The organism is Affinundibacterium danionis, from assembly GCF_042432465.1.
Lineage (GTDB): Bacteria > Pseudomonadota > Gammaproteobacteria > Burkholderiales > Burkholderiaceae_D > Undibacterium > Undibacterium danionis.
Genome location: NZ_JBHLXJ010000007.1, coordinates 137,586 through 161,645 on the forward strand (window position 1 = coordinate 137,586; position 24,060 = coordinate 161,645).

The 24,060-nt window shown below is 46.8% G+C and carries 23 protein-coding genes; 10 read left to right on the top strand and 13 right to left on the bottom strand.

What is annotated here, in order from left to right:
• Both ACFFJH_RS06380 and ACFFJH_RS06385 read right to left on the bottom strand, forming a co-directional pair.
• A complete protein-coding gene (locus ACFFJH_RS06380; RefSeq protein ID WP_390211032.1) occupies positions 1 to 888 on the bottom strand; it encodes a polyprenyl synthetase family protein in 888 nt (295 codons plus the stop codon).
• Complete coding sequence (locus tag ACFFJH_RS06385; RefSeq protein ID WP_390211033.1) at positions 885 to 1,139, bottom strand: exodeoxyribonuclease VII small subunit; 255 nt, start codon at positions 1,137 to 1,139, stop codon at positions 885 to 887. The genes ACFFJH_RS06380 and ACFFJH_RS06385 overlap by 4 nt, the downstream gene beginning before the upstream one ends.
• A gap of 303 nt (positions 1,140 to 1,442) precedes the next feature.
• On the opposite strand from ACFFJH_RS06385, the gene ACFFJH_RS06390 reads away from it, so the two are divergent.
• The 4 genes from ACFFJH_RS06390 (at position 1,443) to ACFFJH_RS06405 (ending at position 7,329) form a co-directional block, all read left to right on the top strand.
• Positions 1,443 to 4,037: a DUF1631 family protein gene (locus ACFFJH_RS06390; RefSeq protein WP_390211034.1), complete on the top strand. Its 2,595-nt coding sequence runs from the start codon at positions 1,443 to 1,445 to the stop codon at positions 4,035 to 4,037.
• A gap of 281 nt (positions 4,038 to 4,318) precedes the next feature.
• Complete coding sequence (locus ACFFJH_RS06395; protein WP_390211035.1) at positions 4,319 to 5,434, top strand: aromatic ring-hydroxylating oxygenase subunit alpha; 1,116 nt, start codon at positions 4,319 to 4,321, stop codon at positions 5,432 to 5,434.
• Positions 5,435 to 5,534: 100 nt separating this feature from the next.
• Positions 5,535 to 6,443: a DMT family transporter gene (locus ACFFJH_RS06400; protein ID WP_390211036.1), complete on the top strand. Its 909-nt coding sequence runs from the start codon at positions 5,535 to 5,537 to the stop codon at positions 6,441 to 6,443.
• A gap of 25 nt (positions 6,444 to 6,468) precedes the next feature.
• Positions 6,469 to 7,329, top strand: coding sequence for a sulfurtransferase (locus tag ACFFJH_RS06405; RefSeq protein ID WP_390211318.1), 861 nt, complete (start codon positions 6,469 to 6,471; stop codon positions 7,327 to 7,329).
• Between the two features lie 9 nt (positions 7,330 to 7,338).
• Here ACFFJH_RS06405 and ACFFJH_RS06410 read toward each other — a convergent pair whose 3' ends face one another.
• Both ACFFJH_RS06410 and ACFFJH_RS06415 read right to left on the bottom strand, forming a co-directional pair.
• Positions 7,339 to 8,064: a ZIP family metal transporter gene (locus ACFFJH_RS06410; protein ID WP_390211037.1), complete on the bottom strand. Its 726-nt coding sequence runs from the start codon at positions 8,062 to 8,064 to the stop codon at positions 7,339 to 7,341.
• Between the two features lie 223 nt (positions 8,065 to 8,287).
• Positions 8,288 to 8,851 (bottom strand): hypothetical protein, encoded by a 564-nt coding sequence (locus ACFFJH_RS06415; protein WP_390211039.1) that lies wholly within the window; start codon positions 8,849 to 8,851, stop codon positions 8,288 to 8,290.
• Between the two features lie 101 nt (positions 8,852 to 8,952).
• On the opposite strand from ACFFJH_RS06415, the gene ACFFJH_RS06420 reads away from it, so the two are divergent.
• Positions 8,953 to 9,459 (top strand): hypothetical protein, encoded by a 507-nt coding sequence (locus tag ACFFJH_RS06420; RefSeq protein ID WP_390211040.1) that lies wholly within the window; start codon positions 8,953 to 8,955, stop codon positions 9,457 to 9,459.
• Between the two features lie 66 nt (positions 9,460 to 9,525).
• Here ACFFJH_RS06420 and ACFFJH_RS06425 read toward each other — a convergent pair whose 3' ends face one another.
• Together ACFFJH_RS06425 and ACFFJH_RS06430 are read right to left on the bottom strand one after the other, a co-directional pair.
• Positions 9,526 to 10,662, bottom strand: coding sequence for a PilT/PilU family type 4a pilus ATPase (locus ACFFJH_RS06425; RefSeq protein WP_390211041.1), 1,137 nt, complete (start codon positions 10,660 to 10,662; stop codon positions 9,526 to 9,528).
• Positions 10,663 to 10,722: 60 nt separating this feature from the next.
• Positions 10,723 to 11,766, bottom strand: coding sequence for a type IV pilus twitching motility protein PilT (locus ACFFJH_RS06430; RefSeq protein WP_390211043.1), 1,044 nt, complete (start codon positions 11,764 to 11,766; stop codon positions 10,723 to 10,725).
• A 71-nt stretch (positions 11,767 to 11,837) separates the two neighbouring features.
• Here ACFFJH_RS06430 and ACFFJH_RS06435 point away from each other — a divergent pair, with 71 nt between their 5' ends.
• The 3 genes from ACFFJH_RS06435 (at position 11,838) to ACFFJH_RS06445 (ending at position 14,300) form a co-directional block, all read left to right on the top strand.
• Positions 11,838 to 12,554, top strand: coding sequence for a YggS family pyridoxal phosphate-dependent enzyme (locus ACFFJH_RS06435; protein WP_390211045.1), 717 nt, complete (start codon positions 11,838 to 11,840; stop codon positions 12,552 to 12,554).
• A complete protein-coding gene (gene proC, locus ACFFJH_RS06440) occupies positions 12,544 to 13,368 on the top strand; it encodes a pyrroline-5-carboxylate reductase (protein ID WP_390211047.1) in 825 nt (274 codons plus the stop codon). The genes ACFFJH_RS06435 and proC overlap by 11 nt, the downstream gene beginning before the upstream one ends.
• A gap of 74 nt (positions 13,369 to 13,442) precedes the next feature.
• Positions 13,443 to 14,300: a PA4780 family RIO1-like protein kinase gene (locus ACFFJH_RS06445; RefSeq protein ID WP_390211050.1), complete on the top strand. Its 858-nt coding sequence runs from the start codon at positions 13,443 to 13,445 to the stop codon at positions 14,298 to 14,300.
• A 60-nt stretch (positions 14,301 to 14,360) separates the two neighbouring features.
• Here ACFFJH_RS06445 and ACFFJH_RS06450 read toward each other — a convergent pair whose 3' ends face one another.
• From ACFFJH_RS06450 to recG, 7 genes are all read right to left on the bottom strand, one after another.
• On the bottom strand, positions 14,361 to 14,714 hold the full coding sequence (locus ACFFJH_RS06450) for a hypothetical protein (protein WP_390211052.1): 354 nt from the start codon (positions 14,712 to 14,714) through the stop codon (positions 14,361 to 14,363).
• Positions 14,711 to 15,094, bottom strand: a complete 384-nt coding sequence (locus ACFFJH_RS06455; protein WP_390211053.1) for a phage holin family protein — start codon at positions 15,092 to 15,094, stop codon at positions 14,711 to 14,713. Before ACFFJH_RS06455 ends, ACFFJH_RS06450 begins: the two co-directional genes overlap by 4 nt.
• 15 nt (positions 15,095 to 15,109) lie before the next feature.
• The gene (locus ACFFJH_RS06460) at positions 15,110 to 15,424 is read right to left on the bottom strand and encodes an ElaB/YgaM/YqjD family protein (RefSeq protein WP_390211054.1); all 315 of its coding nucleotides are present in this window, start codon (positions 15,422 to 15,424) and stop codon (positions 15,110 to 15,112) included.
• 178 nt (positions 15,425 to 15,602) lie between these two features.
• On the bottom strand, positions 15,603 to 16,478 hold the full coding sequence (gene ubiA, locus ACFFJH_RS06465) for a 4-hydroxybenzoate octaprenyltransferase (RefSeq protein ID WP_390211055.1): 876 nt from the start codon (positions 16,476 to 16,478) through the stop codon (positions 15,603 to 15,605).
• Between the two features lie 100 nt (positions 16,479 to 16,578).
• Positions 16,579 to 17,523, bottom strand: a complete 945-nt coding sequence (locus tag ACFFJH_RS06470) for a hydrogen peroxide-inducible genes activator (RefSeq protein ID WP_390211057.1) — start codon at positions 17,521 to 17,523, stop codon at positions 16,579 to 16,581.
• A 251-nt stretch (positions 17,524 to 17,774) separates the two neighbouring features.
• Positions 17,775 to 18,689 carry an SDR family NAD(P)-dependent oxidoreductase gene (locus ACFFJH_RS06475; protein ID WP_390211058.1) on the bottom strand — a complete coding sequence of 305 codons (915 nt, stop codon included), beginning with the start codon at positions 18,687 to 18,689 and terminating at the stop codon, positions 17,775 to 17,777.
• Positions 18,690 to 18,919: 230 nt separating this feature from the next.
• Complete coding sequence (gene recG, locus ACFFJH_RS06480; protein ID WP_390211059.1) at positions 18,920 to 20,998, bottom strand: ATP-dependent DNA helicase RecG; 2,079 nt, start codon at positions 20,996 to 20,998, stop codon at positions 18,920 to 18,922.
• A gap of 372 nt (positions 20,999 to 21,370) precedes the next feature.
• On the opposite strand from recG, the gene queA reads away from it, so the two are divergent.
• Together queA and tgt are read left to right on the top strand one after the other, a co-directional pair.
• A complete protein-coding gene (gene queA / locus ACFFJH_RS06485; protein WP_390211062.1) occupies positions 21,371 to 22,414 on the top strand; it encodes a tRNA preQ1(34) S-adenosylmethionine ribosyltransferase-isomerase QueA in 1,044 nt (347 codons plus the stop codon).
• A 221-nt stretch (positions 22,415 to 22,635) separates the two neighbouring features.
• Complete coding sequence (gene tgt / locus ACFFJH_RS06490) at positions 22,636 to 23,769, top strand: tRNA guanosine(34) transglycosylase Tgt (protein ID WP_212676065.1); 1,134 nt, start codon at positions 22,636 to 22,638, stop codon at positions 23,767 to 23,769.
• The last annotated feature ends 291 nt before the right edge of the window (positions 23,770 to 24,060 follow it).

Below are 24,060 nucleotides of genomic sequence, written 5' to 3' on the forward strand. Positions count from 1 at the left end.
TTATGCTTTTCGCTGAACGATAAGATCTGCTAAGTCGTGCAGATATTGTGCGGATGCGCCAAATGCGGATAAAGCTTGATGGGCATCATGGCAGAGTTGATCTGCTAATTGGCGAGAGGCTTCTAAACCTAATAGTGAAACATAAGTCGGTTTATTGTCAGCGGCATCTTTACCAGCAGTTTTACCTAAAGTTGCTGAGTCCGCAGTCGCATCGAGTACGTCATCGACTACTTGAAAGGCGAGTCCAATGGCAGCCGAATATTGATCTAGTGCCTGAACTTCGTCAGCGGATAATGGTTTGCCGCTCATGGCTCCCAGTAACACTGAAGCACGCAATAATGCGCCAGTCTTCAAGCGATGCATTTGTTCAAGTTCTGGTAAATTCAATGCGACGCCAACACTAGCGAGATCAATCGCTTGACCGCCGCACATGCCAATCGATCCGGAGGCCTTTCCTAATAATTGCAACATAGGTAATTTATGATCGGCACAGGCTTGCGCTTCACTCAAGACTAAAAAGGCCTGCGCTTGCAAGGCATCGCCGACCAATAGAGCAGTGGCTTCATCGTATTGTTTATGAACAGTCGGTTTACCACGACGTAGCGCATCGTCATCCATGCAAGGCATATCGTCGTGTACCAGAGAATAGGCGTGAATCATTTCTACCGCGCAGGCTGCACGTGATAATAATTCTTGTGGTGCGTCAAAAAGTTTGCCTGCTGCAAACACTAATAATGGACGTACCCGCTTACCGCCGTCCAATACCGCGTAAGCCATCGCTTCATGTAATTTTTGTGGAGCAGTGCTGGTGCTAGGCAAATATTGATGTAGTGCTACTTCGACATTTGCTTGAGTCTCTTTCATCCAACTTTGAAAAGAGTTAGTCATGCCTGATCCTCAGCGTTTGCTTCTGTGTTGAATGGTTTTAGCATACCTGCATCCAAAATTTTGACTTGTTGTTCGACTTTTTCTAATTGGGCTGCACAATATTTAATGAGCTCCGAGCCACGTTGGTAGGCGCTGACCGAGGCTTCTAACGGTAGCTGGCCTGTTTCCATTTGTGTCACCAGTTCTGCCAGTTCTGCCATAGCGTTTTCAAACGACGTAGGCGTTACATTCGATGGTAATTTCTTTGACATAGATTAGTTTGCAAGGTAGATTGCAGGAGTGGCAAGCGAAACCTCGTATTTTAGATCAAAGGGCTGTATTCTGTGCGGTTTCTCGTTGTGAACCTTGATCAAGAAGATTGATCAAAGGACACTATTTTTGCGAATTCTTTGTTTTAAAGAAAAAATTTGCTTAAAAAATGAGCGAAGTTGCGTTTCGGCCATTTCCACGCGGAAATAATGCGTTTATAGTCTTAACTGTAAAACAGACCGCGATGATGAGCTTGTGTGTATTTTTGAGCACTTTAAGTACCTTCAGCATTGTTAATTAATGATATGTCAGTAAACCAAGCAGCGCAGCAACCACTTCGAGCCAAGGCAGAGCACAGACTGCCTTTGGATAAGCTCGACACTTGGCAAGCCTTGGTACAGCAGGCGTGCCAGCTATGCACGCCACAAATAGATGCTTTCTCCGCGCGTTTATCGCATGATTTATTTACTCAATCTGAGAATGCATCTGATCCGAAACTGGCGAACCTGTGTTTCCATGGTGCCCAGCTACTTAAAAATAGTGCTTATACGTTTTATTATTTGAGTTCATCGGAACTGGAAAAAGCGTTTAAAGCAGAAATCGATATCTTGCGTTCGGTTGCTAAGCCACAGATCACGATACAAGACGAAGGAATGAGTCTAGTTTCCTATGAGGAAATGGAGCTCAAGCTCAGTCTCAGTCGCGCCAGTCGCTCATTGGAGTTAACCTACGCTGAAGCGCTTGCCGCTTTGAATATGCGGCTTGCTAGTTTGTTAGGTCAGGAGAGTATTAGCGGCTCACAAAATCCTTTCCGACCTGAAGTATTTTTGCGTGCATTTAATACTGTTTGGATTGATTTCAATACCGAGGTAGATGCTCATGCATTGATGTTACCAATGCTAAGTGAGTTTATTTTTGATTTGGGTCCCATTTATCAAGCCTTAAACGATTTGATGATTGCACGCGGGATTTTGCCTGATTTGCAGGAAAGTTATCGCCTCAAACGCAAACAGGCTAACGCTGAAGCGGAGCGTTTAGGTGAAGCAGTCAAGAATGAGGTTGCCAAGAAGCTCGAACAGTATTTTGCTGGCAATGAGATGAAGACTCCAGCTGAACCTGGTGCGCAAATGCAAGGTGGATCAGCTTATTCTCCTGGCGCGGGGAATGCTCTTGCTGGACATATGTCGGCTCCTAATATGGGCGCTATGATGGGCGCAATGCCGATGAATGGCATGCCGAGTGCTTCTTATGCCGGCGATGGTGCTAGTTTTAATCCAGCCTCCTCAGAATTGTTTCAATACCTCGCTGATGTTCAAAAAAACATGGCGATACATCAATTGGTATCTGGAGCGCAAAACGCAATGCGCTTGTCGCACATGCGCCAGGAAATGCCGAATGTATTTCATTCCGGCGTTGAGAAACATACCTTTGATTTGTTGTCCCACGTGTTTGATGGCGTGCTCGGCAATCAAGAAATCGCTGATCCTATCAAAAACCTGATCAGCGCTTTGCAAGTGCCCGTCTTAAAAGCGGCCTTGATCGATAAGAATTTCTTTTTTCAAGACGCGCATCCCGCACGTCGCCTGATTGATCTACTGTCTAAGTACAGTGCCTCGCTTGATCCTCAAAAAGGAGAGGAGGATCCGTTATTCCAAGCGATGCAACGCAATGTGATGCGGGTGCAAAAGGAGTTTGATCAAGAATTAGGTTTATTTGATGAAGTGGTAACGGATCTGGAAGCCTTTATCCAAAAGGATGAAGCAGCCACGATTGAAGCTTTACAAGCGCCAATTAACCGCGCGCTGCAAAAAGAAAAATTCAAACAAGCTGGTATTGCTGCCAGCAATGATGTCTCTATGCGTATTGGTAGCGGTGAAGTTGTCGCGTTTGTGGAGACATTTTTAGAGAAACGTTGGATTAAAGTCCTCACCTTGGCTTATAGCGTCAAAGATGAAAAACCTCATGCGGTTGAGGATGCTATCAAGACCATGGATGATTTGATCTGGAGTATTAAACCTAAAATTACTTTGGCGCAGCGTCAGGAAATGATTAATCGTCTCCCTGGTATCTTGGCTCGTCTCAATAAATGGTTGAGTCTGATCAAGTGGGAAGATGCTGATCGCGTCCAGTTTTTTGCGGATCTGGCCGAATGCCATGCGTCTATCGTGCGAGCGCCTTTGGAATTGTCCCCTGAGCGTCAGGTGGAGATTGCGGTCGAAGCGGCTAAATTGGCAACGGAGCGTCGCCTACAAAAACGTGCTGAAGCCGAAGCGAAAGCTGTTGCAGAGGCGAAAGCCAAGGCAGATGCTGAGGAAGCCGAGAAAGCCCGTCTCATTGCCGAGGCGATTGAAAAAGCAAAAGCGGACGCTATCCAAGCTCAGCAGGTACAACAATCCAAATCAGCGCAAGCAGCACAGCAAGTAGAAGCCGGTCAGCAAGATGTTGGCGCAACCGATGGAAGTGGTGGCAGTGCCGATTCGTCTGCATTCCCGGCAATCGGTATGCAAAATGCATTGCCAGCATTAAATCGACCGCTGATTAATGAAGCGTCAATCGCAGAAATTATTGCACATGACATCGCAGAAGCTGAAAATGCAGTCGCCAGTTTGGAACGAGGTGTTTGGGTGCAGTTCAGAAAACGTGATAATTCGTTTCAAAAAGTTCGTTTGGCATGGATTAGTCCTATGCGAAGCTTATTTATTTTTACTTCCAGTCAAAAAGAAAAGTCATTCTCTGTCTCCATAGAGGAGTTGGAGAAAAATTTTAGAGAGCGACGTGCGCAAATCATCTCTATGGACAAAGTGGTAGATCGCGCTTTGCTAGATGCTTTAAATCAGCAAGATCAAAGTAGTCAAGATCAAACCAAGCCTTCTTCAACGGTGATGACATTGCATAATTAAGTGAGTTTTAAGTGAGTTTGACTGAAATTTATGTCGGTCATTGAATCTCTGTAACTCATGCGAATGAAGCTCCACATCTATTGGCACGGCACTGAATTCTCAAGTAAAACAAGACCTTATCCCATGTTTCGGGTATAATCTCTCGTTCTGTCCAAAATTTCCTCTTCAAGTGTAGTTTGTTTGAATTTTCGATCTCTTCGTATTAAAAAAAGAGGTGTCGAAATAGGTATTTATGGATTCTTTCTCTCTTAGGTTGGTGCAAATTAATTTGGGGGGTGGGGATGTCCGATCTGGCTTCTTTGTCTACATTAGCGCGTTCTGACGCGCAACTTCCGGTGCATGTCTATTTTGATCAAGGCTTATTAGAGCGCGAGATCAAGCAATTATTTCAATCTGGCCCGCGTTACGTTGGCCATGAATTGATGGTTCCTAACGTCGGTGATTATGCGACCCTCGCTTCTGAAAACGAAGGGCGTATGTTGGTGCGCGGTAAAGACGGTATTGAATTGCTGTCCAATGTTTGCCGTCACCGTCAAGCTTTAATGTTTGGTGGTCCAGGCACGACTGGGCGTGGTAACACGAATCACATTGTTTGCCCTTTACATCGTTGGACTTACAACCTCAAAGGTGAGTTGATTGGCGCGCCCCATTTCAAAGATACACCTTGTCTGAATCTCTCACGTACGCCTATCCAAAATTGGAATGGATTACTGTTTGAACAAAACGGTTACAACGTGATGGAAAAGATGGCGACTTTGTCTGTCACCAAGGATTTGGATTTCACCGATTACATGCTCGATCACGTCGAAGTGCATGAATGTGATTACAACTGGAAAACTTTTATCGAAGTTTATCTCGAAGATTATCACGTTGAACCCTTTCATCCTGGCTTGGGTAGCTTTGTTACCTGTGATGACCTTAAATGGGAATTCGGCGAAGATTACAGCGTACAAACCGTTGGCGTGCACAAAGGTTTATTGAAATCTGGTTCGCCAAAATACCAAGCTTGGCAAGAACAAGTTTTAAAATTCCGTCGTGGTGAGCCGCCGAAATACGGCGCGATTTGGCTTACTTTGTATCCGAATATTATGGTCGAATGGTATCCGCATGTGTTGGTGGTATCGACGCTCTGGCCGACTGCGACAGGCAAAACGAAAAACGTAGTGGAATTTTACTATCCTGAAGAAATCGTTTTATTCGAACGTGAATTCATAGAAGCCGAACGTGCTGCCTATATGGAAACCTGTATCGAAGATGATGAGATAGGCATGCGTATGGATGCGGGACGTAAGATTTTGCACGACCGCGGTCAGAACGAAGTCGGTCCCTATCAATCACCAATGGAAGATGGCATGCAGCATTTCCACGAATGGTATCGACGTAAAATGCAGTTCTGAGTCATACATCATTTACACATGGGGAAGCGTTGCTTCCCCATACTTTTTTCCGCTTTAACTTTTGTAGTGAAATTTCAAAAAAATTATGCAAGCTCTTTGGATGTTAGTTGCTACCTTTTTATTTTCTCTAATGGGGGTTTGCGTCAAGCTCGCTTCAGAAACCTATAGCACAGCAGAGATCGTGACTTATCGTGGTGCGATAGGCGTGATCGGTATTTATTTCATTATGCGTTGGCAGAACGGTACTTTGCGCAGCAGCATGGTGACCGGCCATATTTGGCGCGGAGTTTTTGGTGTGTTGTCTTTGTGGTTGTGGTTTTACTCGATTTCCAAGTTGCCTTTATCTTTGTCGGTAACTTTGAGTTATATGTCCTCGATTTGGGTTGCGGTGATTTTGTTTGTTACCTCATGGTGGAAAAATCGCGGCAAAGATGTGGTGCATCTTCCTCCCCATTTAGTCATGTCCATCTTGTTGGGTTTTATTGGTGTGGTGATGTTATTACGGCCTACCATTCGCGTCGAACAATTACCGGATAGCTTGATTGCACTCTGTTCTGGTTTCGTCGCTGCTCTTGCGTATATTCAAGTGCGACAAATGGGTGTGGCCGGCGAGCCGGAGTATCGCGTGGTATTTTATTTTTCATTAGTGTGTACCGCGATGGGAGTTTTGGGCCAGTTTTTGCATTTTAATGCCCTATCAGAAACTCAGTTAGCGGCGCACATGAATCATCATTTGCTAGATCCTAAAGGTATTGCACTTTTGCTCGGCGTCGGTATCTTGGCGATGATCGCGCAACTGGCGATGACGCGTTCCTATCGCCTCGGCAATCCTCTAGTGGCGGCCAATTTGCAGTATATCGGTATTGTATTTACTAGCACTTTAGATTTGTGGATATGGAAGGTGAATTTGAGTTGGGTTAGTTGGTTGGGGATTGCAGTTATACTCGCTAGCGGTATGATAGCTTCTTCGTTTAATAGTAAGCCAAGCAACGCTGCCGACAGTAACTAAGAAATAAAAAGAAAAGGATATGACTATGTACACCACGCTGATCTCCGTCGAACAATTGGCACTGCTTGCCTTGCAACCCGATGTCGTTATCGTTGATTGTCGTCACGATTTAATGGACGCAAAAGCAGGACGTAATGCTTATGATACCGGACATATTGCGGGTGCAGTTTTTGCGAATTTGGATCAAGATTTATCGGGCGCTAAATATGACGATACGGGTGTTTTTCGTGGGCGCCATCCCTTACCAAAAACTGATGATTTACTGATAGCTTTACGTCGCTTTGGGATTGGTAATGCGACCCAAGTTGTTGCTTACGATGCGCACGGCGGTATGTTTGCTGCACGTTTATGGTGGTTGCTACGTTCTATTGGTCACGCGAGTGTGGCGGTGCTGGATGGCGGCTTGACGGCTTGGATAGCAGCAGGTCATAGTTTGCAAACCGAGCCTGTACAAAATCCGATTGGCAACATCGTGGCCCAAACAGCACTGACATCGCAAGTTGATGTCGCTGCTATTGTGCGTAATTTAAATGCTGATGCTGGTCAGAAATTGCAAGTAGTTGACGCTCGTGCTGCTGATAGATTCCGTGGCGAGAACGAAACGATAGACCCTACCGGTGGCCATATTCCTGGCGCGAAGAATCGTTTTTTTAAAGATAATTTGCAAGCGGATGGTCGTTTTAAATCGGCTGGGCAATTGCGTAAAGAATGGCAAAGTCTATTGACCGAACCTCAAAAAACGGTCATGCAGTGCGGATCAGGCGTCACGGCTTGCCATAATTTGTTGGCGCTGGAGATTGCAGGATTAAGCGGTGCTGCTTTGTATCCTGGTTCGTGGAGTGAGTGGTGTTCAGACGCCACACGTCCGGTGGCGACAGGTGTATAGATTCTGGGTTTAATGTTGGTGCCGCGTCACAAATAAGACCAGCGCAACGCCACATGTGATCAAGAAAACCTGCGGCACGGTTTCTTTTAATGTGGCCCGGCGCTGCATTTGTGGCATTAAGTCGCTCACGGCAATATAAATAAATCCGGATGAAGCCAAGACTAAGACGTAAGGAATTAAAGAACTGGCTTTGTCTAAAGTGAAGTAACCAAGTACGCCGCCGAAGACTGCCATTAAGCTGCATAGCAAATTGTAGAAGTAAGCACGCTTGCGGGAAAAGCCAGCATTTAATAAGACGATAAAATCACCAATTTCTTGCGGGATTTCATGCGCAATAATGGCCAGCGCCGTGACCATGCCTAAGCCGGGGTCGGCTAAAAATGCTGCTGCAATCAAAATACCATCAGTGAAGTTATGCATACCGTCACCGATCAGAATCATCCAGCCCGCTTTGCCCGCTTCATGCGCATCATGGCCGTGTTCATGATGATGACCATCGCCTTCATGGTGATGCGAGTGGCGTAAGATTGCGAATTTTTCTAACAGAAAAAAGGCGAGTAATCCGCCTAGCAGGCAGGCAAACAATGAGCGTGGATCGGCACCGGATTCAAAGGCGGTAGGTAGGGCGTGCAGGAACGAGGTCGAGAGCATAATGCCGACCGACAAACTGACCATGCGCTCAACTAATTTCGACAGCAGCGAAAAAGAAAATACAGCAGCAAAGCTGATACTCAATACACCAGCAACCGTAGTCGTAATGAGAATGGATGACAGCAGGGAAGGAATTTTGAACCTCGGATGGATGGATTATTGCAACTATGTTGCAATTAGACCATAAACTCGCTATTAAAGCAATTTGGTCTGAATATACACTTCGTTTCGCCTTGGGGATCCTTATGATTTTAGTTGTACCAGTTGGGTCGTCGGCAATTGTACTGCTGTGACGCATGGCCTTACTTTAAGCGGGTTTGCATTTCTTGCTGCGCTCAGTGATAGTTTTGATTTCTTCTGAACGTTTTTCATCTTCCATGAAAATAGGCTCACCATTAGCATCAACTCCGGTTTGTATAGGTAAGCCATTGAGTAACTCTCGTAGGCGTTTTTGATCTTGGTAGCATTGATTTTCCTCTGCGCGCTTTTGATCACGTGCTAAACCTTCCTCTTCTTCTTGGCGTCGTTTCCACTCTGCAAATTCTCTGCTTGATTCTGCCGCGGTTTTGGCGGATTTTGTGGGGGCTGAGTTATTAGGTATGGCGTTGTTGGGCACAATGTTCGCGGGTGAAGTGGGGGCGGCTGTCGATGTGGTTGCAGGCGCTGCCGCTGATGCGGGACTCGCTACGACATTAGCGGGAGGGCTAATTTCTTTGGTCTTCGTGGTCCCTGCAGGGCAGCTATTTGCAAAAATCTTTTTACCTTGTGCGTCACGGCATTCGACAACCTGCGCATGCGCTGTACTCAACGTGAGAAAATAACTCAAGGCACTAAGCTGGAGAAAGATTACTAAAGATTTAAATGTCAACATGGCGTTTCAGCACAAGGTAAATGAATCATCATCCAACATAAGAAAGTATAATGAAATGAAATAATTGAAAGTTCGTTTTTTTATTTTTTTTTGCTGGCGTTATGACTAGTACCGAACAAAACTACTTGCTATGTATGCAGGATTTTATTCTCAGTATAGGAATAAAGCTTGAATACAAATCCTTGGATCAGCCAACTTTTTTACCTGGGCTTGATTTGGGACCCAATTGTATTTATATCGATCAAGAGAAATTATTATATCCCGGCGATCTTCTGCATGAAGCAGGGCATTTGGCGGTTACCACGGCGCAGCAAAGAGCTGCGATAGGAAGTGCAGCGTCGGAACAACCATGGCCTACTGATGGCGAAGAAATCGCAGCAGTATTATGGTCGTATGCGGCGGCAATCCATTTGAACATTCCTCTCGATATCGTGTTTCACGCAGGAGGCTACAAGAATGACTCAAATTGGTTGATAGAGAACTTTTCTGCTGGGAATTACATAGGACTACCGTTTTTGCAGTGGGCGGGGCTGTGCTACGACTCGCAGCAGGCAAGCCGACACCAGAGTCCGGCTTTTCCCGCTATGCGACGTTGGATGCGTGAATAATTAATAAAATTAAACGAGCAAATTAACTAAGTAAATTAACTGAGCGAATCCTGTTTGGTAGTGCGCTTATAAAATTCCGAGATGTTGAGTGCCAGCTGATAAATCACGATTGCTGGCATCCTTCCCGCGCAATTTGATGGCAAGGCGCAACTCATTGACCGAGTCCGCATTACGCAGTGCATCTTCGTAAGTAATCAAGTCTGCTTCATGCAAATCGAATAAGGCTTTGTCAAAGGTCAACATTCCCAGCTCTTCTGATTTTTTCATGATCTCTTTGATCTCATGTACATCGCCTTTGAAAATCAAATCAGAAATCAAGGGCGTATTCAGCATAATTTCTATCGCCGCCACGCGCCCTTTTTGCCCGCGCAGTGGTACAAGGCGTTGAGAAATAACCGCCTTCAGGTTGAGCGACAAATCCATTAATAATTGCGCACGGCGCTCTTCTGGAAAAAAGTTAATCATGCGATCAAGGGCTTGGTTAGCACTATTCGCATGCAAGGTTGCCAAGCATAAGTGACCCGTTTCAGCGAACGCAATCGCCAGATCCATAGTTTCACGCGAACGTATCTCGCCGATCTGTATGACATCGGGTGCTTGACGCAGTGTATTTTTCAAGGCGATTTCCCAATCGTCGGTATCAATACCAATTTCACGTTGAGTGATGATGCAATTACCATGCGGATGCACATACTCAATTGGATCTTCAATCGTAATGATATGACCGTAACTATTTGCATTACGATGACCTACCATCGCAGCCAAAGTGGTCGATTTACCAGAACCAGTCGCACCCACCATGATGACCAGACCACGTTTGGTCATCGCGATTTCTTTAATCTGACTTGGTAAGCGCAAATCTTCAAAAGTAGGAATAGTCGAGGTGATGGTACGTAATACCATGCCGACTTTACCTTGCTGTAGAAAAGCGGATACCCGGAAACGACCTAAGCCCGGTGGATTAATCGCAAAATTACATTCTTTGGTCGATTCAAATTCAGAGGCCTGTCTGTCGTTCATAATTGCACGAGCTAGATCGACTGTATGTGCTGGTGTCAGCACCTGATTTGAGACTGGCGTCACCTTGCCATCTATCTTAAATGCGGGTGGGAATTCTGCCGTAATAAAAAGATCGGAGCCATTTTTGCTCAGCATCAGTCTGAGCAAGTCGTTCATAAATTTGGTGGCCTGATCGCGTTCCATGAAACTTCCTTCTTATTCTGTAATGTTGTCGTAGTAGTTGCAGTTGTTAGTTGTGCTTTTTTAGCCAGGGAAATTATCTGGGATCTTAGCCGCTGCGCGTGCCGTACTCGTTGAAATCACATTGCGGCGGACCAGATCAGATAGATTTTGATCTAAGGTTTGCATACCTACATTACTTCCGGTTTGAATTGCAGAATACATTTGAGCGACTTTCGCTTCGCGGATTAAGTTACGTATCGCTGGTGTGCCGACCATGATTTCATGCGCGGCAACACGACCAGAACCGTCTTTGGTTTTAAGCAGAGTTTGCGAGATAACCGCTTGCAGTGATTCCGATAACATGGAACGTACCATCTCTTTTTCTTCGGCAGGGAAGACGTCGATAATACGATCGATGGTTTTTGCAGCAGAGGATGTATGCAGAGTACCGAACACTAAGTGACCGGTCTCAGCAGCAGTTAATGCCAATCGTATGGTTTCCAAATCACGTAACTCACCGACCAGAATTACGTCAGGATCTTCACGTAATGCGGAACGCAAAGCATTGGAGAAAGAATGCGTATGAGGGCCAACTTCACGTTGGTTGATCAGACATTTTTTAGAGTCGTGTACAAATTCGATAGGATCTTCAACGGTCAGGATGTGGCCATATTCAGTTTCATTAACGTGATTGACCATGCCAGCCAAGGTAGTCGATTTACCTGAACCGGTCGGTCCGGTTACCAGTACCAAACCGCGGGCTTTTAATGCGAATTCGGCAAAGCACTTGGGCGCATTCAATTGTTCTAAGCTCAAAATTTTGGAAGGAATGGTACGCATAACCGCCGCCGCGCCACGTTCCTGATTAAAAGCATTGACACGGAAACGCGCCAAACCCGGAATCGCAAAAGAAAAATCGCATTCCAAATTTTCTTCATAATGTTTGCGCTGTCCGTCATTCATGATGTCATAAATTAAGGAATGCACATCTTTGTGTTCTAATGGCGGCAAATTGATGCGACGCACATCGCCGTGTACGCGGATCATAGGTGGCAATCCAGACGACAAATGAAGATCGGATGCGTTATTCTTAACCGAGAATGCGAGAAGTTCTGAGATATCCATTTATAATCCGATAAAAAATAATTAAATTAATGCTGCAGCCCAGCGTATTGCGCTGCGAAGGTTCCCTGATTATGTCCTCAATCGCTCACAACTTGCAAGTCGTACATGATGCAATTGCGCTCGCTGCGCATCGCTATGGCAGGAATCCAACTGAAATTGCTTTATTGGCAGTATCCAAGACTTTTTCGGCTAATGATGTACTACAAGCTTTACAATCGGGTCAAAAAAGCTTTGGTGAAAATTATCTGCAAGAGGCACTCGATAAGATGCTGCAAGTGGAAACCTTGCGCGTGGAATCCCTGTGCGCGACCATTCCAGAATGGCATTTTATCGGGCCCATACAGAGTAATAAGACGCGTCCGATTGCCGAACATTTTTCATGGGTACATTCAGTAGATAGAGAAAAAATTGCCCACCGTTTGTCTGAACAAAGACCAGACGCCTTGGGGGATTTACAGATTTGTTTACAAGTGAACATCAGTGGTGAAGCGAGTAAGAGTGGCGTACACCCAGACCAATTGCTGGCGTTGGCGCAACAAGTGCAAGCTTTGCCGCGAATGAAACTGCGCGGTTTGATGGCGGTGCCAGAAGCTAGCGACGATACGCAAGTGCAACGCGCCGCATTTCAACGCCTCGCGCAATTAGCGCAAAGATTAATTCAGCATGGGATAGCGATCGACACTTTGTCCATGGGGATGAGTGGCGATATGGAAGCGGCAATAGCGGAGGGCAGTACTATGTTGCGCATAGGTAGTGCCATTTTTGGAAAGCGACAATATGCAGTCTAGTTTAACGATAGGATTTATTGGCGGCGGCAATATGGCGACCGCATTGATTGCCGGTTTGGCTGATAAATTGACGCAGGCGAGTTGCATCCATGTCGTCGATTTGAATCTAGAGAATGTGGAGCGGCTTTGTCACCAATATGGCGTGAGTGCGACAAGCACAATGGATGAAAAATTACGTAAGCTTGATGTCGTGATTTTTGCGGTAAAGCCACAACAAATGCAGCAGGTTATTGCTAACTTCGCTCCATTTTTAGAATCGCAATTATTACTGTCCGTTGCGGCAGGGATTCGCGCTGATGATATGTCGCGTTGGTTGGGTGGCTACCAAAAAATTGTCAGAACGATGCCAAATACGCCCGCAATGATAGGTAAGGGCATGAGTGGATTATTTGCCATGGCAGCGGTGAGTCCAGAGCAGCGTGCAAATGTACAAAGGATTATGCAGGCCGTAGGTGAGACTTTATGGGTAGAGCAAGAAAGTATGATTGATGCTGTGACGGCGATTTCTGGTAGTGGTCCCGCCTATGTATTTTATTTTATTGAAGCATTACAAGAAGCTGCTGTGGCTTTAGGTTTCGATGCTAAACAGGCGCAACAACTGGCGATGACTACCTTTAGCGGCGCGGTGCAATTGGCACAGCAATCCGACGATACGGTGCAAGTCTTGCGAGAAAAAGTCACCTCGAAAGGCGGTACCACGCACGCTGCATTGAGTAGTATGGAACAGTGTGAATTGAAGAAAATAATTATGCAGGCGGCACAGGCCGCAGCTTTGCGCGGTAAAGCGCTAGGCGAGGAATTTGGTCAGAGCTGATTTCTGTTAAATTTAATTAGATTTAATTAGATTTGCCTAGTCTTATTGTTCGAACCAACTAAGAAAAGATACATTTGAAAACACCGAAACGATTACTGCCATTGCAAGAAGAAGGCATGATAGACGAAGTGCTGTCTCAGCTCATGAGCGGCAAAGAAGCTATCGTTTATGTGGTGCGATGCGGTGATCAAATTCGTTGTGCCAAGGTGTATAAAGATGCAAGCCAACGTAGTTTTAAGCAAGCTGCGGCTTATCAGGAAGGGCGTACAGTCAAGAATAGTCGCCAAGCACGCGCCATGCAAAAAGGCACTAAGTATGGACGCAAAATGCAGGAAGAAGTTTGGCACAACGCCGAAGTTGATGCGCTATACAAGTGTGCAGCCGCTGGGGTACGAGTACCAATACCGCATATTTGTTTTGAAGGCGTGTTGTTGATGGATTTAGTCAGCACAGAAGATGGTGCGGTCGCACCGCGTTTGAACGATGTTGCACTTAGTCACGCGCAAGCCTTGGTCTATCATGAGGAATTAATCTATCAAGTCGTGCTGATGTTATGTGCTGGGATTGTGCATGGCGATTTGTCGGAATTTAATATTCTGCTCAACGAACAAGGGCCTGTGATTATCGACCTGCCTCAGGCGATTAACGCTGCCGGAAATATTGGTGCAGCCAGTATGTTAGAGCGGGACGTGAATAATTTGCGCAGCTACTTTTCGCAATTTGCACCAGAGCTGGCTCACACCCAGTATGGCAAAGAAATCTGGAAATTATTTGCTGCTGGGCTGCTAACACCTGAGACGGTCTTGACCGGCAAAGTCGCTCAAGACAAACGTCCGGTGAATGTGCGTGCGGTTGTAGAAGAAATTGAATTAGCCAGACAAGAAGCAGAAGAACGTCAGCGCTATTTAGAAAGTCGCCAGCCAGAATATTAGAACGTTGTCGTCGCCATAAATTTAAATACGACTAAACAATATTCACTCCCCAATCATTGACTATTGCTCGTTATCGTTACTAGCACTTTCTTTGAAATGCTCGCGTACTTGAGCAACTAATGGCGCGTAGCGTTGCCAGGTGCGCCATAACGTGATACCGGTCTTTAAGAAAGCCACACTCGATTCGCGGCGAGACAAAAAAATACCAAGACCAGCACTACTGACTAATCCGACTAATAGCGCTAAGCGTGGTGAGTGTTTGAGCTTATTACTCGCTGCGCTCAATGTATCGACAATACCGCAAGCCTGACGTATTTCTAAAACATGTAGTTGCAATTGCTTGCGTTCCAATTCACAACGCAGTTGTAGCAACTGAATTCGTTGTTGAGCTGAGATGCTAGTATTCGTTCTCATTCTTGATGCTGCTTAGTGTCACGCCCGCGTAAGGCCTGTAAATCATTTTCTAATTCGGCGATGGTAAGGGCAAGGAATTCAGGTTGTTGCGCAATACTGGTTTTCAGATGCCAGAATAAACCACCAGCGAGTAAAAAAAAGCCAACCATCATGCCCGCAATCGCACTGTAGCGATGGCTATCCCAAAATGCCGCGAGCACCAGTAGTACGCCGAGTAGGATGGCGATACCCGCAAAAAATAGAACTATCAGCGATAGCAGCAGATGGCGAGTGTAACGGGCCAAACTCTGTTCTGCCTCGACACTTAAAAGCGTTAAACGTGTTTGTAACGTGGCGATAAGTGTCGCTGAAAAGCGTGCCAATGAGTCTGCGATGGCCATGGTTGGATTGCTGCGTTATTTGCCGCTACGTGCGATTAACAAACCGACGAGTACGCCAACACCAGCGGCAATACCGGCTGTTTTCCAAGGGTTTTCATGCACATAAGCGTCAGTCGCTTTGGCTGACTCTCTGACTGTTTTGACGACCTTGTCTTCGATTTTGTGAATTTCATGTTTGGCCGTTTTTAAGCTTGCTTCTAAACGGTCTTTGGCGCTATGAAATCCTTCACCAGCTTGTTGCTCAGAATTTTTAAGCAACTCTTCTGCATCTTTTAAAACCTGGTTGAGCTCACGTAACAGGCTATCTTTGTGTTGTTCTATCGTATTCATCACATTTCCTTTACAAGTGGTTAACTAGATCAGATTTTGGGGATCAAACTAATGGTGCCAGATGGCTCATTCGAGACTCAGTGTAGTCGTGATGCGTCAACGTTTCTTGTTCTAGCTCAAAACAATGTGCAAATCTCACCTGATTCTAAGTCATATTGATTAGCAATTGCGGCATTAATTAAAGATAACTCAAAAAAACACCAGCAAACAAAGCCGCACCTAACCAATTATTGTGACGGAATGCCGCAAAACATTGCATGCGATCGCGCCCTTTGATCAAACGATAATGATAAAGCGCGATTGCCGCTGCGACCATAACTCCGGTTAAGGCCGGCCAAGTCATGCCCAGCTGCCAGCCGCAATAAGTGTTTAAGAGTAAAGCCAGCGCATAGCAGATCATCACCGCCTTCACATCCCAATGACCAAACGTGATCGCAGAAGTCTTGATGCCGATTTTTAGGTCGTCATCGCGATCCACCATCGCGTATTCCGTATCATAAGCGACCGCCCAAAAAACATTGGCCAATAACATCAGCCATGCTTCGTTCGGAATACTGTTATTCACTGCGGCAAATGCCATCGGAATGCCAAAGCCAAACGCGATGCCGAGATAGGCTTGTGGAATGGCAAAAAAACGTTTGAAGTAGGGATAGGAGCCGGCCACGACCAATGCAACAACGGATAACTGCTTAGTCAGCGTATTTAAGGGAAGTATCAATAAAAACGATATTACGGCTAATACCGCTGCAACCGCGACCGCTTCCCAGGATTTGATTTTGCCGCTAGTCAGTGGACGTTCCGCAGTGCGCTTGACGTGTTTATCAAAATCGCGATCGGCAAAATCGTTGATCGCACAACCGGCTGAGCGCATCAAGATCGTGCCCAAGGTAAAAATAAACAGATAATGCCAGTTTGGTCGGCCTTTACTGGCGATCCACAATGCCGCAAGCGTCGGCCACAGCAGTAGCAGAATCCCGATAGGTTTGTCCAAACGTATCAGCTTGAAATACAGTGAAAGCCGAGTTGTGAATCCAGTAAAAAGTTGAGTTGACATGAGTTATATTGAGGCACACTGCGCTAATAAATTCAAAGTCGCATTATACGAGCAAACAATTCGTCTTATCTCGGCAATAGGTGTAAGGGCGGTAATTGGCTTATTGCGCTTGCGCTGCCTCGTCCAGCATGGTGACCCCACTTAAATCACATTCCAATACCGCTTGTCGTATCGCGTCTATGGCCGCATGGCGCGTAAAACTTTTGCGCCAAGCGATGACCACACGACGATCTGGCGCACGATTGCTGAATGGCACATAGCGCAGCATGCTGTCTTTGTTTTGTGAGTCTTGTATGGACGCCATAGGTAGCACAGTGATGCCTATGCCAGATGCGACCATGTGGCGTATGGTTTCGAGAGAAGAACCTTCAAAAGTGCGTGCGATGCCATCACTCGCGGTAGAGAAACGCGCCATTTCAGGACAAACTTCTAGTACCTGATCTCGGAAACAGTGACCGTTGCCCAGTAATAGCATGGTTTCTGATTTAAGTTCTTCCGCAGATACGGAGCTGCGTTCGGCCCAAGGATGATCTTTGGGCATGGCAACCACAAATGGTTCATCGTATAGGGCTTGTACCATCATTCCTTGATCCGGCAAGGGTAAGGCCATGATCGCAGCATCCAGCTCGCCTTGACGCAATAGCTCCATTAACTTAACCGTGAAATTTTCCTGTAGTACCAGTGGCATTTGCGGTACTTTATGGATCATGGTTTTTACCAGCTGCGGCAGTAGGTATGGGCCTATGGTATAGATGATGCCGAGGCGGAAAGGACCATTTAAAGGATCTTTGTTTTGCTTAGCGATTTCTTTGATGACTGCGGTTTGTTCCAGTACACGTTCCGCTTGCGCCACGATTTGTGCGCCTAAGGGAGTGGTAGAAACTTCGGTGCCGCCACGTTCAAAAATGGTGACGCCTAATTCATCTTCTAACTTCTTAATAGCAACCGACAAGGTGGGTTGCGCGACAAAACAAGCCTCGGCCGCGTGTCCAAAATGCTTTTCACGGGCGACGGCAACAATGTATTTTAATTCAGTGAGTGTCATGATGTGAGTGTGGCACAGACCGCAGAACACGTCAGCATTTCACCGAAAAAAAACAGAAATTGCGCGGTTTTTTTCAGTGAAATTTATTGTATGACAAGCTACCCAGCTTTTTTGTATTGCATGGAATGAAACTTGATTTCATTTCTGCCATTGGTCAATCCACTGTCAGCCCATTGCTAGCCCATTTTCCACGCCGACATGGTGATCTGTGATGCTGATCAGATGAAATCACTGTTAGTCATACATATTGCTTATTGATTCGACACATTCGCCATAGCAGCCATGATTTCGTGATGACCTTGCGCCATGCCATTTTCAGGAATGATTTGCCCCTCGCTATTTTTGACATCCTGTAACTGCGCTAATAGTTGACTATCGACATCCTCACCACGACCAAGGTATAGACCTTGAGTCAGACTAATGTGAGCGGCTTCAAAGCTGCCGCCGCCGGCGCATAAAATAGTGCGATTAGGCGCGTCTTGTGCTGTCAATACCAACATCGCTGGCACCACATCGCTAGCTTGAATTGCATTCAGCATAGCTTCAGGATACAAGCCATTGGTCATACGCGTTGCCGCCGTCGGTGCTAAGGCATTGACGCGGATATCATGTTTAGCACCTTCAATCGACAGGGTTTGCATCAGGCCGACCAAGCCTAATTTGGCCGCGCTGTAGTTCGATTGACCGAAATTACCGTACAAGCCGGAGGATGAGGTCGTCATCATAATCCGACCGTAATTTTGCGCCGTCATGATAGGCCAGACCGCTTTACAGCAATTCACGCTGCCCATCAGATGGACTTCGATCACAAGGCGGAAATCATCAAGTTCCATTTTGCCGAACGATTTGTCGCGCAAGATGCCGGCGTTATTGATCAAGATGTCGATGCGTCCCCATTTATCCATAGTCTCTTGCACCATCGCTTGTACTGCCGCGAAGTCAGTTACAGAAGCGCTATTAGCCATCGCTTCACCGCCTGCTGCAATAATTTCAGCAACTACCGCTTGCGCTGCAGTTGCTGAACCGCCAGATCCATCACGCGCACCGCCAAGATCATTCACGACCACTTTCGCACCGCGCTTGGCGAGTGCCAAAGCATGTTCACGACCAAGGCCACCACCAGCACCTGTGACTATCGCAACGCGACCTGAAAAATCTAAGCTCATGCGGACTCCTATTTGATTAAATGCGGCTTGTTAGGTTAAATAAATTTTTGCAATGTCGTTGCGCGCAATTCTTTCCTTTGTTTTGTCACGGTAGAAGGCGTGTGAATTGTTGGGAAACTTTGTTCAAGTTGCTTAGTTTGCAGACGACAGAAGCAATACGATAACTGAAATTACTCTGCTAGAGATCACAAATTTCCTGAGGACTTCGTCTAGCTGATGTGCATCAATCCTTAAACCCGCAAAAACTCTTCTCGATGTCCCATCCAGCGTTGCAAATGTGCTTCGACAGTTGGCACATCATTGGCCAGTAATTGCACCGCGAGGTTGCGGGCTTTTTCGACCAGATATTGATCTTTTTCTAAATTCGCAAAACGCAGTAATGCTTCGCCCGATTGTCGTGCGCCGAGAAATTCACCCGGACCGCGCAATTCTAAATCCTTACGCGCAATTTCAAAGCCATCCGTACTTTCGCGCATGGTCAGCAATCTTTGTTTGGCGGTGTGACCAAGTGGGCCTTGATATAGCAAAAGACAAACACTGGCAGCAGCGCCACGACCTACGCGTCCACGCAATTGATGCAATTGCGATAGCCCGAAACGCTCTGCATGTTCGATCACCATCAAGCTGGCATTCGGCACATCGACGCCGACTTCGATCACGGTGGTCGCGACCAACACTTGCACTTCATTGCGGGTGAAGGCATCCATCACGCTTTGCTTTTCAGCAGGCTTGAGCTTGCCGTGCACTAAACCGACACGACAGTCGGGTAAGGCAGCGCTCAGCATTGCATGGGTATCCGTCGCCGTTTGGAGTTGTAGCGCTTCGGATTCTTCAATGAGTGGACAAACCCAATACACTTGTTTGCCTTCCTGCGCGGCGGCATGAACGCGCTCTATCACCTCCTCACGACGATTTTGATCGACCACGCGCGTGACGATAGGCGTGCGTCCAGGCGGTAATTCATCAATCACCGACACTTCGAGATCGGCGTAGTAGGTCATCGCCAGCGTGCGCGGAATGGGCGTGGCCGACATCATTAATTGATGCGGTGTCTTACCTGCTTCGGCTTTGTTGCGTAGCGTCAGCCTTTGCGCTACGCCGAAGCGATGTTGCTCATCGACGATGACTAAACCGAGTTTGGCAAATTGCACGGTGTCTTGAATCAGCGCATGGGTACCGATCACTAATTGTGCTTCGCCAGACGCTATCAGCGCGCTTGCTTGCTCTTTTTCTTTCTTTTTTAAACTACCCGTCAACCATGCAGTTTTGACCCCCAAGGGTTCTAACCAACCCGCCACTTTGCGGAAATGTTGTTCCGCTAAGATCTCGGTCGGTGCCATTAAAGCGGCTTGATAGCCACTATCAATCGCTTGTGTGGCGGCGAGTGCAGCCACGATGGTTTTGCCGCTGCCTACATCACCTTGCAATAAGCGTTGCATAGGAAAAGCTTGTTTCAGATCAGCGCGAATATCCTCCAGCACGCGTTCTTGCGCGCCAGTAAGTTTGAAAGGTAAGGTCGCTAAAAAAGCCTGGGTCAACGCGCCGACGATGGGCAGCGCCGTCGCTCCTTGCGATCTGCGTGAGGCTTGTGCGCGTTTGAGTGAAAGTTGTTGTGCTAACAGCTCGTCAAATTTCATACGCTCCCAAGCCGGATGTTCGTGTTCCTGTAGCGCATATTGATCGACATCGGCTGGCGGGTTGTGCAGTAACTTTACTGCCGATTCAAAATCTTGCAATCCGAGTTGTTGCAGTAATGCAGGGGAGAGCGTGTCGTGCCATTGCACTTTGTTGAGCGCACTGGTGATGGCTTTGCGCAGCATGGTTTGCGAAACACCATCGCCAGCGTGATAAACAGGGGTCAGCGCAGTGGGTAGAGCAGCACCTTCATTTACCATCTTATAAGTCGGATGCACCATCTCCGCGCCAAAGAAGCCATGTCGTAATTCGCCGCGCGCCCGCACCCGCATCCCGACTGCCATTTGCTTGATTTGACTGCCGTAAAAATTCAAAAAACGTAACACCACTTGCCCAGTATTGTCGCTAATCGTGACGACTAATTGACGGCGCGGGCGATATTGAATATCACATTCCGTCACTTCGCCTTCGACTTGGACCGAACTACCACCTCGAAAACCGGCATCGCGCATAGAGACAATTTCCGTCTCATCTTCGTAACGCATGGGCAAGTGCAAGACGAAATCCATGTCAGAACGCAGACCTAGCTTGGCAAATTTCTCTTCCAAGCGCACAGGTTTGGCTGGTGCAGTTTTTTTCTTGCTGGCAGGCTGAATAGGTGCGCTTGCTGACATAGGGTAAAATGGCGGGTTGGTCTGAAACGAAATGGTGTTGATTCTACTGGTTTTTTATACAGTAATGGGAATTTTTCGTAGAGCAGATGCCGTTCCCTCTCCCGCAAGCGGGAGAGGGCTAGGGTGAGGGTGGTTCAGAAACTGCATGGCGTCTAGTTGCGCATAATGTAGAGATTCTGAGAGTGCATTCTTCCAATTTGGCGTGACGCGTTCTCAATTGCCCTCATCCCCGACCCTTCTCCCGCTTGCGGGAGAAGGGAGTTTAAACGACGATTTGCGACAATTTGTATTTGGTCGAAGTGTAGGCGCGCTGTGGATGAACTCATGCGGCATACGCTGCGGACAAGAAGTAGTTTTTATTTTGGTGTAATTATGTACTCACTCAGTGATTTTGATTTTGAACTTCCTCCCGAGCTGATCGCGCAAACGGCTTTGCCGGATCGTACCGCATCGCGCCTGTTGCACGTGAGCGATACAGGCATTGTGGACCGTCAATTTGCCGACATCGTAGAACAACTCGATGCGGGCGATTTATTGGTCTTCAACGATACCCGCGTCTTGAAAGCGCGTTTTTTTGGTGCCAAAGAAACCGGCGGTAAGGTCGAAATGTTGGTCGAGCGCGTGATTAAGAACACCGCAGATGAACATATCGTGCACGTTCAATTACGCGCCTCAAAATCGCCACTAGCTGGCAGCAAGATTCGTTTGGCGGATGCCTTCGACGTGACAGTCGGCGAACGTGCGGGAGAATTTTTTACCTTGCATTTTCCAGGTGATGTGTTTGAACTCATAGAAAAATACGGTCGTTTGCCATTGCCGCCGTATATCAATCACGAAGCAGATGATTTCGATGAACATCGCTATCAAACTGTGTACTCGCGGGTACCAGGTGCAGTTGCGGCACCGACTGCGGGTTTGCATTTTGATGAAGCGCTTTTGGAAAAATGTAAAGCCAAAGGCATACAACTCGCTTTCGTCACTTTGCATGTAGGTGCTGGCACGTTTCAGCCAGTGCGTACTGAAGATCTCAGTAAGCACGACATGCATAGCGAGTGGTACACGGTACCTGAAGAGACAGTCGCGGCAGTGCGTGCGACTAAAGCAGCGGGTAAAAACGTGATCTGCGTTGGTACTACGAGTATGCGAGCGATAGAATCAGCTTCACAAACTGGTGAATTGGTGGCAGGCAGTGGTGATACGCGTCTCTTCATTACACCGGGATATGTCTTCAAAACAGTAGATCGCTTGATTACCAATTTCCACTTACCAAAATCAACATTAATGATGCTAGTCTCAGCATTTGCAGGTTACGATGCGATACGTGAAGCCTACGCGCATGCGATCGCACAGAAGTATCGTTTCTTTAGTTATGGTGATGCGATGTTATTAACGAATCGCTCAGGTGCACACCAATAAATCCAATCTCAGGGCGCATTACGGCGTTGCCAATGCGCGCAATACCGACGTATTGCTGTGCTTGGCGCCTTGTACTGCATTCCTGACATTGAATTTCTAGGCGTGCACGGTGTAACAAAGCGGAGGAGAGAAAATAATTAAGAAACTCTGCGATCTCTGCGCCTCTGCGGTTATGCTTTTAATTTTTTAGTCCCAACTTTTTATCTAGGTCGGTAAACCCTATGCTCGAATTTCAATTAATCAAAAAAGACAAAACCACTGCCGCGCGTCGTGGTCGCGTTACCGTGAATCATGGTGTGATCGAAACGCCTATTTTTATGCCAGTGGGAACGTATGGTTCAGTGAAGGCGATGTCGCCGCTGGAACTCAAAGAAATCGACGCTCACATTATTTTGGGCAATACCTTCCATTTGTGGTTGCGTCCAGGCTTAGATGTCGTGAATAAATTTGGTGGCCTGCATGACTTCATGGGCTGGGATAAACCTATCTTGACTGATTCTGGTGGCTTCCAAGTATTCTCGCTCGGCGCCATGCGTAAGATTACCGAAGAAGGTGTGAAGTTCGCTTCACCGATTAGTGGCGAACGTTTGTTTTTGTCACCGGAAATTTCCATGCAAATTCAGCGTGCATTGAATTCCGACATCGTGATGCAATTCGATGAATGCACTCCGTATGAAATCGATGGACGTCCAGCGACGAGTGAAGAAGCGGGCAAATCCATGCGTATGTCTTTGCGCTGGGCCCAACGCTCGATGAATGAATTTAAAGGTGGCGAAAATCCGAATGCCTTGTTCGGCATTGTGCAAGGCGGCATGTTCGAGAACTTGCGCGACGAGTCGTTGGCGGCTTTGAATGAAATGGGTTTCGATGGCATGGCAATCGGCGGCTTGTCCGTCGGTGAACCAAAAGAAGACATGCTGCGCATCCTCTCGCACGTCGGCCCTAAACTACCAGAAAACAAACCGCACTATTTAATGGGCGTCGGCACACCAGAAGACTTAGTTGCGGGTGTGGCAAACGGTATCGACATGTTCGACTGCGTGATGCCGACTCGTAATGCACGTAATGGTTGGATCTTCACCCGTTTTGGTGATGTCAAAATCAAGAACGCACGTTACAAAGAAGACAAAGCACCATTAGATGAAACTTGCACCTGCTACGCCTGCAAAAACTTCTCCCGCGCTTATTTGCACCATTTACACCGCACCGGCGAGATCCTCGGCGCACGGTTAAATACCATTCACAATTTGCACTATTACCTAGAACTGATGCGTCAGATTCGTTTGTCTTTAGATGAAGATCGCTTCCCTGAGTTTGTAGTGCAATTTAAGGCCGATCGAGCTCGTGGTGTTTGAAATCGGTTTTTAATTCTTTTCTTTTGTTCCCTTGAGCTTGGTGATCCTTGGATCGCCAAGCCTGCCTTCATTTTCCATCAATAGACGCATCTCGGCTGACATTATTTATTCACATTGCGGTCTATTCAATCAAGTGAGCAAGTGATTTAAATTAGTCACTAATAATTATTTTTATAGTTATCTTAATAGCTTGATGTGCTAGTATTTTGCGCCCGCATTCTCTTTTTCTCTCCTGGATTCTTGTTGCCTGAATGTTCAGTGATGACTAGAGCTTTCATGGTGATCGTAAGC